Origin of the sequence: Pedobacter sp. (assembly GCF_045628745.1) — a bacterium.
GTDB lineage: Bacteria > Bacteroidota > Bacteroidia > Sphingobacteriales > Sphingobacteriaceae > Pedobacter.
On sequence record NZ_JAZQPU010000337.1, the window covers coordinates 1 to 9,991 of the forward strand.

The window sequence follows — 9,991 nt, forward strand, 5'->3', positions numbered from 1 at the left end:
GGATAGAAAAATCGCACAGGCTAATCCATATTCACAAAAACGTGCCGGGCATTATGGCTCAAATGAACACCATCCTTGCCAAACACAATGTAAACATTGTAGGTCAGTTTCTAATGACCAATGCACACATTGGTTATGCCATTACAGACATCAATTCTGCATACGACAAGGCCCTGTTTAAAGCCCTTAAAAAAATTGAGCAAACCATTAAATTCAGGGTACTGTATTAAGCCCTATAGGGCAGGACAATAATGTTATTGTTGTGATACACACCACATTAATAAATTAAACCGCAAAAAAACGCCTTTTTTTATCTACTTTTGACTAACACTAAAGAACATACCACAGTGACTGAAACTTTAAATATTACAACAACCCAGATAGCCGAGTCGAGGTTAACTGGGACTGATTTCTCTAACTTACCTTTCGGTAAAGTGTTTTCAGACCACATGTTTATCGCAGAATACGAGAACGGTGAATGGACAAACCTACAGGTTTTACCCTTTGGCCCTATCATGATGAGTCCGGCAATTTCTGCCCTTCATTATGGACAGGCAATTTTTGAAGGCATGAAAGCTTATCGCCAGGCTGACGGCAAAATCAGCGTTTTTAGAGGCGATAAAAACTTTGAGCGTTTCAATAAATCTGCCGTACGTATGGCGATGCCTACTATTCCGCAAGATATTTTCAAGGCAGGTATTGCTGCATTGATTGAAATTGACGAAAAATGGGTCCCTAACCAAGATGGTTACTCGCTTTACCTTCGTCCGGTAATGTTTGCCACAGATCCTTACCTGGGTGTTAAAGCCTCAGATAAATATACTTTTGCTATCTTAACAACCCCTACAGGACCTTATTACAGCAAACCGTTGAAAGTGAAAATTGAAACTGAATTTACACGTGCTGATGAAGGTGGTGTTGGTTTTGCAAAAACTGCAGGAAACTATGCCCGTTCCATCTTCCCATTTGCGGAAGCTGCTAAAGAAGGTTTCGATCAATTGATCTGGACTGATGCATCTACACATGAATACATTGAGGAAGCTGGTACAGCGAACTTAATTTTCGTGATTGATGGTAAATTGGTTACCCCTTCAGTAAGAAGTACGGTATTAGACGGTGTAACCCGCGATACCATTATTCACCTTGCAAAAGCTGCTGGCATTGAAGTTGAAGAAAGACGCATCAGCATTAAAGAAGTAATTGAAGGTATTGAAAATGGCCGTTTAACTGATGCTTTTGCTGCAGGCACTGCCGCAACAGTAACGCCAATTGGTCAAATTAGCTACGAAGGCAAGTTATACACTTTAACAGATCCTGCAACCCGTACGGTTTCTCAGGGTATCGCCAAAACGTTAAACGATATTCGTTACGGATTGGTTCCTGATGAGAATGGCTGGAACTGGGTATTATAAAACAACACACATTAGCATTAACTTAGCTCTCCCGAGCTTAAGGTGATGCAACATTAAATAAGAGAGGTCGTATCGTTGAAAAATGATACGACCTTTTTTCGTTTTACCAATAGGGATAAAGTATCAGATGATGAATTTATGGTGTTTTAAAACAACATTTTAAGTTAATGAAATTTATCCTACAAGTTATAGTTTACAAGGCGTTCAGAGGGCGTTGGGAGGGCCTTCGTAGGGCCTTCCTATATCCAATCGATATACCAAGGCCTTCCCAACGCCCTCTTAAAGATTACAAAATGATTAACTAATTATTAGTTGCTTTTAATGTATAGCATCTTAGACTTATTCCCTAAAAGATGATTCCGTTAAAAAAACCATTAAGACCTCAATTTTAGTAACAACTAAGTACATAATTTCAAGAACTTCATAACATTGTGTAACTTTCCCGCTGATGTGGGGAAGGAGCAGCGCGTAATGGCTTGCTTACCCCTTAAACACAAATTATAGCTTTAATGAAAACAACTAACTTTTTTTGCCTTGCCGCAGCCCTTTGCTGCAGTTTTTCTGTTCAGGCCCAGCTAAAAAGGCTTAATCAGCAGCAAACTTTCGGCGGTCAGCCTTCTATCACCAAAACCTTAAAACCTGTTACCGGATGGAGTGATGACCAGCATTACCTTGAATACGACTTAAAAACTGGTGGTCTGCAAGCGATAGACATCAGCACGGGTGCTAAAGCGGCCTACACACCCCCACCAACAAGTGATGTGGAAGTAATGGTTACTGAAAACGATGTTTACATTCAATACGGTAAACAAGCTCCAAAACGCTTAACTAACGATACTTTAGCCGAAAAAAACCCTACAATCTCTCCTGACGGAAAATATGTTGCTTTTACCCGTAACAACGATCTTTTTGCAGTTGAAGTAGCTACAGGCAAAGAAATAAGATATACCACCGATGCTACTGATGTGATCTACAACGGTTATTCTTCATGGGTTTATTTCGAAGAAATTTTAGGCAGACCTACAAAATATAAAGCTTTCTGGTGGTCGCCAGACAGCAAAAAGTTAAGCTTTATGCGTTTTGACGACACTAAAGTGCCTATGTTCCCTATCAATGGTTCTACTGGTCAGCATGGCTATACTGAAAAAACCCGCTACCCTAAAGCTGGAGATCCTAACCCTGCAGTACGTATAGGTTTTGTTGCTGCCGAAGGTGGAAACGTGGTATGGGCAGATTTTAATGAAAAAACAGACCAGTATTTTGGCATGCCTTACTGGAGTTTCGACAGCAGCAGCATGATGGTGCAATGGATGGACCGCGGACAAGAGAACCTAAAGTTTTATGCGGTTAACCCTGTAAATGGCACAAAAAAAGAAATCTATGATGAAAAACAAGCTTCATGGATAGACCTTGATTTTGATGGCCGTATTGAATACCTTAAAGATAACAAACATTATATCCTTAAAAGCGACAAAACGGGCTGGGCTCATTTTTATCTCTATACCCTTGCCGGTAAATTGGTTAACCCTTTAACCAGTGGAAAATGGCAGGTTACCAACCTTTTAAAGGTTGATGAGAAAAAGAAAGTTGTTTACTTCACCGCACGCAAAGAAGCTTCTACACGTACAGATTTGTACAGGGTAGATTATAACGGTAAAAACTTAAAAAGGTTAACTTTTGGAGACTATACCCACCAGGTATTGCTTTCTCCATCGGGCAACAAGTTTATTACCACTTACTCTAATGTGGCCACGCCACCAAAAAGAGCTTTGCTAGATAACAATGGAAAGGTAATTAAAGAATTAGAAGACAGCAAATCGGCAGAATTTAGCCAGTATGCTTTCGGTAAAACTGAAATGATCACCATCCCTTCGGGCGATGGTTATGATTTGCCTGCCGTAATTACCTACCCTACAGATTTCGACAAGACTAAAAAATACCCTGTTGTTTTCAGTATTTATGGTGGTCCTAATGCAGGTACGGTAACCAACTCCTGGAAAGGTACCGCCAACCAATGGTGGGCTAATGAAGGTATCATTCAAATTGCTGTAGATCACCGTGCTTCCGGACAGTTCGGTAAGGCAGGTGTTGCTTTAATGCACCGTAATTTGGGTAAATGGGAAATGAAAGATTACATGACTGCAGGCAGATGGTTAAAAGCACAGCCTTGGGTTGATCCCGCTAAATTGCTGATTACCGGTCATAGCTATGGTGGTTACATGACTTGTATGGCTTTAACTTATGGAAGTGATGTTTTTGATTTCGGCTATGCAGGTGCGCCTGTTACCAGCTGGGAATTATACGACAGTCATTATACAGAACGTTTTATGGATACGCCACAGGAAAACCCTGAAGGCTATAAAAATGCTTCTGTATTGACCTATGCTGATCAATACAAAGGTTTATTGCACATTATGCATGGCGATATGGATGATAATGTACACATGCAAAATACCATTCAATTTATTGATAAACTGCAAAACCTAAACAAACATTTCGAATTAATGATTTATCCTGGTGGCAGACATGGCTGGGGGGGTGTAAAAACCCCGCACGACAGAGCAGCGAGAATACGTTTTTATTATGAAAACCTGCTTAATAAACCTGCTCCTGCAGAGTTATTGAAATAATACGCAAAACCGGTATGCTGCAAAGTATACCGGTTTTTTTTGGCTACCTGTTTTCCTTCCTTCTTTCCCTTGCTTCACGGCGCTTTTCTCGCTCCACCTTCATTTTCTCAAACTTCTCGATGTGGGCCTTTACCATGGCTTCTTTTTGGGGTGTTACGCCCACGCTAAACCTGATGCCCTTAAATAAAGCTTTCCACACAAAGCTGAAGAACGAGCGCGTAGGCTTGCGTTCATAATCTATCTTAGCAATTGTAAAAAGGCCATTACGATCTGGGTTATCCGGCTTAATGATGAGGTTATTGGCTAAAAACGACAAAAGTCCCTGTCTGCTGAACCATGGTTTCCCCTTTTCTTTTTTCAATACCGCAATAGCGAGGTCATTGTACCTGAATTCCATGTTGCCCACAGCCTTACGGTCATTAGCCTTTACCTTAAAAGTCAGCTTTTTAACCATTCCACTTTTAATGTGCACCCGCCCTAATGGCTTGGTTACATTGTTTAATACGGAGCCATTTAAACCGAACAGTTCCCCGGAATAAGAAAATGCGCCATCAGCGGCAAGCAAATCAAACTTAAACTGTGTATTTAATTTACCCTGCCCCATTAAATAGGTGCTCAAGTTAGCCTCCATCATCCGGTTGTGCTTAATTTCCCTTTCGGCATTACTAATATTGGTTACAGTTCCTGTTGTATTTTCGAAGGTAATTCTTCCCTTTTGCTTACTGTCGGCATCATACTCTGCATAACAGATGTTGATATTTTTCAGCTGCAGCTTTTTAATGGTCACCTTCCCCGGTAATTTCTGCAGCAGCTGCTGAGGATACTGGCCAGTTTTATCAACCTCTAGCGAAGGCATTTCATTGTTGTTAAATACAGCAAACTGCCCATCCCTGATATTCATTTCCTGAGTAAAAAACTCCTGATTTTTGATCAACAAGGGAAAGTCTATACCCTTAAACTTAACATCGCTCAACTGAATATGGAAACGGTCTTTAGCAACTCCTACCACCTTGGCAAATTCCATTTCTGTGTACCTGGGTACTAAGGCAAGCTTTTTAACATGCAGCGCACCTGTTGATCCGGTAAAGTTGATTTCACTGGCCCTCACATGGTACAAGCTATCGGCCGTAGGATAAGAATAATCACTGAGCTGCAATTTCACCTCTTTCAACAGGTAAAACCTGCTGGTGTCTTGCGCAGAAGTAGCATCAATCAGCCAGTCTTTGAGGGTAATGTTTAAATGCTCCAGCTGATTGATAATAGGCTTAGCATGGTTGTTATCCACGTATTTAAAGCTGATTTCTTTAAAACTGATCGTGTTGATGCGAACTTCTTTTAGAAATTTAGAGATATAGTCGTAAGGCGATTGTATAGGTCCTGCAGGCTTATTTTCATTAAAGTCGTATTGCTTATTCACCATCGTTATCCGCGGGTGAAGAATCTCTACCTCATCGATATCCAGCTTTTTATACTTGTAAACCCTGTAGGGATGCACATTGCGGATGGAAAGTTTCCGCAGCTGGATGTTGTAAACGTTATTAGGTGCTTTTTTCGCGGCGATTAGCTTTTTTAAGACTGCCGCATTGGGCATAAATTTAACATTACTCAGGTTAGCATCGCCGGTAAGGCAGTTCACACTGATGCCAGTAAAGTCTATGCTATACAAGTTTTCCGTCGCCTGTCCTACCAGTTCCTTCAGCCGCTTTGCTAAAATGGGCTTTACCCAAATATTCATGTAAAGGGATACGGTACCGAAGACGAGCAAAAAGCAAGCGGCAATAATGACGAGCCATTTAATGACCTGGTGACTTTTAAGCAGACTTTTAAGCATAGGCAAGAGCGATACCGAATACAATATACAGTTTTCTCCTCAATTTGATTTAATTGCCTTTAGCTGTAATTTCTTCTTCGGCTTTACGTTCCTTATCCTTTTGGCGTTCTTCCTTTTTTTCTTCCCGTTTTTCTTTTCGTTCTTCTTTTTTATCAACAACCTTATCAAAAGCTTTCTCCGGGCTTTTTACGGGCACCATTCCAATGCCAATAGTCTCGCGGATACCCACAAAAACACTTTTCCATAACAGGTTAAAAAAGGAGGCTGCAGGTGTTCTTTGGAAACTTATTTTGGCAATGCGCAAGGTTTCACCCTTTGAAGGGTTATCATTTTTAACCACAATGGTATTTGCCAGAAACGAGAGAAAGCCTTTTTCTTTAAAGGGCTCCCCTTTTTCGCTCTCCTTGAGCATGGTAATTTTAAGGTCGCTATAGTAAAACCGCATTGTGCCATTAGCGCCATGTGTATCTCCATTGATGTTAAAATCTGCTTTTTGAATTTTCCCCTGATCAATTTTTACCAAACCTAAATTGCGCGACAAGGGATTTAACTCCGTCATATTCAAAGGGCCTATGTTTCCACTGTAACTGAAGGCACCACTTTTGGAAGTCAGGTTAAAATTGATGTGCACCTTAATTTGAGCTGCCTTGATAATCCTGGTGCTTAAGTTGGCAATGGCATGGTTGTTTTTAGTCAGCTGCAACGAATCGTTGGTTACATTAAGTATCGTTCCGCTTAAATTTTCCAGGTCTACCGTTCCTTTTTTCTGTGAAATAGGGTTATATTCTGAATAAGCCACATGGAGGTTCTTCAGCTTTAAAGTATCCAGGTGCAGCGGCAAGTCTAATCTTTGTAAGGCCACATGGGGGTAGTTTCTCCCTTTGTCAAACGATGGAGGTGGAAGTTCACGGTTCATGAAAATAGCCACCTTCGCCGGGCCAATAACCAGCGTGCGGGCATGAAGCTTTCCTTCCTGATCAAGCTTTACAAAATCTATCCCCCTAAAGTTAACTTTTTCAAAGTGCATGTCGAAACGATCTTTCTGGGTTTTATAACGACGACTAAAAGGAAGTTCAGCATACATGGGCAGCATGTAAAAGCCTTTCAGCTCCAGGGTTTTTTCTTTGACAGAGCCTGTAATGGTATCCACTTTCATGGTATACATTTTATCTGCTGTTAAAGATTGATAACCTGTCATGGTAAAGCTCACCTCCCTGGTATAATAAAACCTGTTGGTGTCCTGATCAGACAGCGAGTCTAATAAAAAATCATTAACCTCTACACTTAATTTTTTAATGGTGTGCTGCTTCCTCCCATTATCGCCGTTCAGGTAAGCTAAATTGGCGTTTACAATATTTAAGCGGTGCAGGCTAATGGAGGTAAAAGTTTTAGAAATTTGTTGAAAGAGCGTGGTTTCATTGATCACGGTATCGGGTCTTTTGTCCACCTTGCGGTGAGTAAGGGTAATAGTGGGCTCCCGAAGTACAATAGAACTGATGTTCAGTTTCTTTTTGAAATAGGCATTGAGAATTCCAACCCTATTGATATCCAATTGATTTAATTGAAGCTCCATCAAATGTGCCGGTGCCAGCTTTAGCTTTTTTAAAGAATCAAATACTAATGTATCAGGTATCAGCGTTACCTGATTTAAGGTTGCGCTGCCGGTAAAAAGGTTGAGGTGTATATCTTTGAAGTCAATTTTATATAGTCTGTGTGAACCATTATAAACACCGGTTTTGATTTTTTCGCTGAGCAGGGGTTTCCATTTTACACTGAAATAGAGCGCTGCAATTCCTAAAACCATCATTATTCCCAGAAAAACACCTCCTATCCATAGCCATATCCTTTTTAAACCTCTATTATTTTTAATCATACCATCTGTTTGTAAAATACAACATACAATATCTCTGCCACTTTGTCATTTACAAATATATTTGCGTATTTTTGAAGTCGCATAAAACAGTAACTATATATGATTGATTTACAGCTTACAGATAAGACACATGATGAAGAGCGCCAAGGTGAGGCTTTAGTTTTAGATTCGCCTTTACTGCGCAATGGCAAAAAGCTTTATATTGAAAGTTATGGTTGCCAAATGAATTTTGCTGATAGTGAGATCGTTGCCTCTATTTTAAAAGATGATGGTTTTGAAACCACAGCGGATTTTAAAGAAGCTGATGTAGTGTTTATCAATACCTGCTCTATCAGGGAAAATGCGGAACAAAGAGTGAGAAACCGTTTGTCACAATTTAGTGCAGAAAAACGTCGCAATCCTAAATTGATTATTGGCGTGTTAGGCTGCATGGCCGAACGTTTAAAATCTAAGTTCTTAGAAGAAGAAAAACTGGTAGATGTGGTGGTAGGCCCAGATGCTTACCGTGATCTACCGCAGTTATTAAACCAGGCAGAAGACGGAAGAAAAGCCATCAACGTACTTTTATCAAGGGAAGAAACATACGCTGACATCAGTCCTGTTCGTTTGGGTGGAAATGGCATTACTGCCTTTATCTCCATCATGCGCGGCTGCGATAATATGTGTTCTTTTTGCGTTGTTCCTTTCACCAGGGGGCGTGAACGTAGCAGGGACCCTTATTCTATTTTAGCTGAAGCACAGGATTTATTCAACAGAGGGTATAAAGAAGTAACCTTATTAGGTCAGAATGTTGACTCTTATAAATGGAAAAATCCTGAGGCTGCTGCTGATGCACCTTATGAAGTTAACTTTGCCCAACTATTGGAAAAAGTAGCCTTGATAAGTGCAGACTTAAGGATTCGCTTTTCTACTTCACATCCGAAAGACATTACTGACGAGGTATTATATACCATTGCTAAATACGATAATATTTGTAATTATATCCACCTTCCTGTTCAGTCGGGCAGCAGCAGGGTGTTAGAATTAATGAACCGTACCTATACCCGCGAATGGTATATTAACCGCATCAATGCCGTGCGCAACATTATTCCTGATTGTGCAATTTCTTCTGATATCATTGCCGGTTTCTGCTCAGAAACTGAAGAGGAGCACCAGGAAACGTTAAGCATGATGGATTATGTAGGTTATGATTTTGCCTTTACTTTTAGCTATTCTGAAAGACCAGGTACCCTTGCGGCAAGAAAACTTCCGGATGATGTTCCTGAAGAGGTGAAGAAACGCCGTTTGAGTGAGATTTTGGTGAAACAACAGGATTGGTCTTTACGCAGGTTGCAACAAAGTGTTGGCAAAACCGTAAGAATACTGGTAGAAGGTGTTTCTAAAAAATCTGATAAGGATTATTGTGGTAGAAGTGACCAAAATGCAATGGTTGTTTTTCCTGCGACCAGCGACATTAAACCTGGTCAATATGTGAATGTAATAATTGAGCGTTGTACATCAGCAACATTGCTGGGAAGAATAGCAGATTAATTATGGATATACAAGACATTAAAAACCGCTTTGGTATTATTGGAGGCTCACCTCTTTTAAACCGGGCTATAGATATAGCAAGGCAAGTTGCCCCTACAGATATGTCTGTTTTAATAACAGGTGAAAGTGGTAGTGGTAAGGAAGTATTTTCGCACATCATTCACCAGTTGAGCGCCCGTAAACATGGTGCTTTTATTGCCGTAAACTGTGGTGCCATTCCTGAAGGAACAATTGATTCTGAATTGTTTGGACATGAGAAAGGCTCTTTTACAGGTGCTCATGAAGCCCGTAAGGGTTATTTTGAAGTGGCCAACGGTGGTACCATCTTTTTAGATGAGGTTGCCGAATTGCCTTTGGGTACTCAAGCCCGCTTGTTAAGGATCCTTGAAAGTGGTGAATACCTCAGGGTAGGTTCTTCAAAGGTACAAAAAACCGATGTAAGGATCATTGCGGCCACTAACGTTGATGTTTACAACAGGGTGAAATCTGGTAAATTCCGTGAAGATTTATACTACCGTTTAAATACGGTGCCTTTGCGAATCCCTGCCCTTCATGAGCGTAAGGAAGATATTTACCTGCTCTTCAGAAAGTTTTCTGCAGATTTCAGCGATAAATACCGCAGTCCGGGGATACAACTTGAACCTGATGCTATACAAATGCTGAGCAATTACAGCTGGCCTGGTAACGTAAGGCAGTTGAAAAATATTGCAGAACA

At 40.6% G+C, this 9,991-nt stretch carries 6 protein-coding genes and 1 pseudogene; 5 read left to right on the forward strand and 2 right to left on the reverse strand.

The window, feature by feature from the left end; all coding sequences use genetic code 11:
• From ACR2F7_RS12415 to ACR2F7_RS12425, 3 genes and pseudogenes are all read left to right on the forward strand, one after another.
• Positions 1 to 230 (forward strand): annotated as a pseudogene (locus ACR2F7_RS12415) (HAD-IB family phosphatase); the annotation flags it as partial.
• Positions 231 to 347: 117 nt separating this feature from the next.
• Positions 348 to 1,412 carry a branched-chain amino acid aminotransferase gene (locus ACR2F7_RS12420; protein ID WP_432713880.1) on the forward strand — a complete coding sequence of 355 codons (1,065 nt, stop codon included), beginning with the start codon at positions 348 to 350 and terminating at the stop codon, positions 1,410 to 1,412.
• Between the two features lie 509 nt (positions 1,413 to 1,921).
• On the forward strand, positions 1,922 to 4,042 hold the full coding sequence (locus ACR2F7_RS12425) for a DPP IV N-terminal domain-containing protein (RefSeq protein WP_432713875.1): 2,121 nt from the start codon (positions 1,922 to 1,924) through the stop codon (positions 4,040 to 4,042).
• 43 nt (positions 4,043 to 4,085) lie between these two features.
• Here ACR2F7_RS12425 and ACR2F7_RS12430 read toward each other — a convergent pair whose 3' ends face one another.
• Positions 4,086 to 5,873, reverse strand: coding sequence for a hypothetical protein (locus tag ACR2F7_RS12430; protein ID WP_432713876.1), 1,788 nt, complete (start codon positions 5,871 to 5,873; stop codon positions 4,086 to 4,088).
• 49 nt (positions 5,874 to 5,922) lie between these two features.
• Entirely contained in the window at positions 5,923 to 7,746 is a 1,824-nt protein-coding gene (locus tag ACR2F7_RS12435) for a hypothetical protein (protein ID WP_432713877.1), read from the reverse strand.
• Positions 7,747 to 7,845: 99 nt separating this feature from the next.
• On the opposite strand from ACR2F7_RS12435, the gene miaB reads away from it, so the two are divergent.
• Both miaB and ACR2F7_RS12445 read left to right on the forward strand, forming a co-directional pair.
• Positions 7,846 to 9,276: a tRNA (N6-isopentenyl adenosine(37)-C2)-methylthiotransferase MiaB gene (miaB, locus tag ACR2F7_RS12440; protein WP_432713878.1), complete on the forward strand. Its 1,431-nt coding sequence runs from the start codon at positions 7,846 to 7,848 to the stop codon at positions 9,274 to 9,276.
• 2 nt (positions 9,277 to 9,278) lie between these two features.
• Positions 9,279 to 9,991: sigma-54 interaction domain-containing protein (locus ACR2F7_RS12445; RefSeq protein ID WP_432713879.1), on the forward strand; the 713-nt coding region annotated here is incomplete at its 3' end.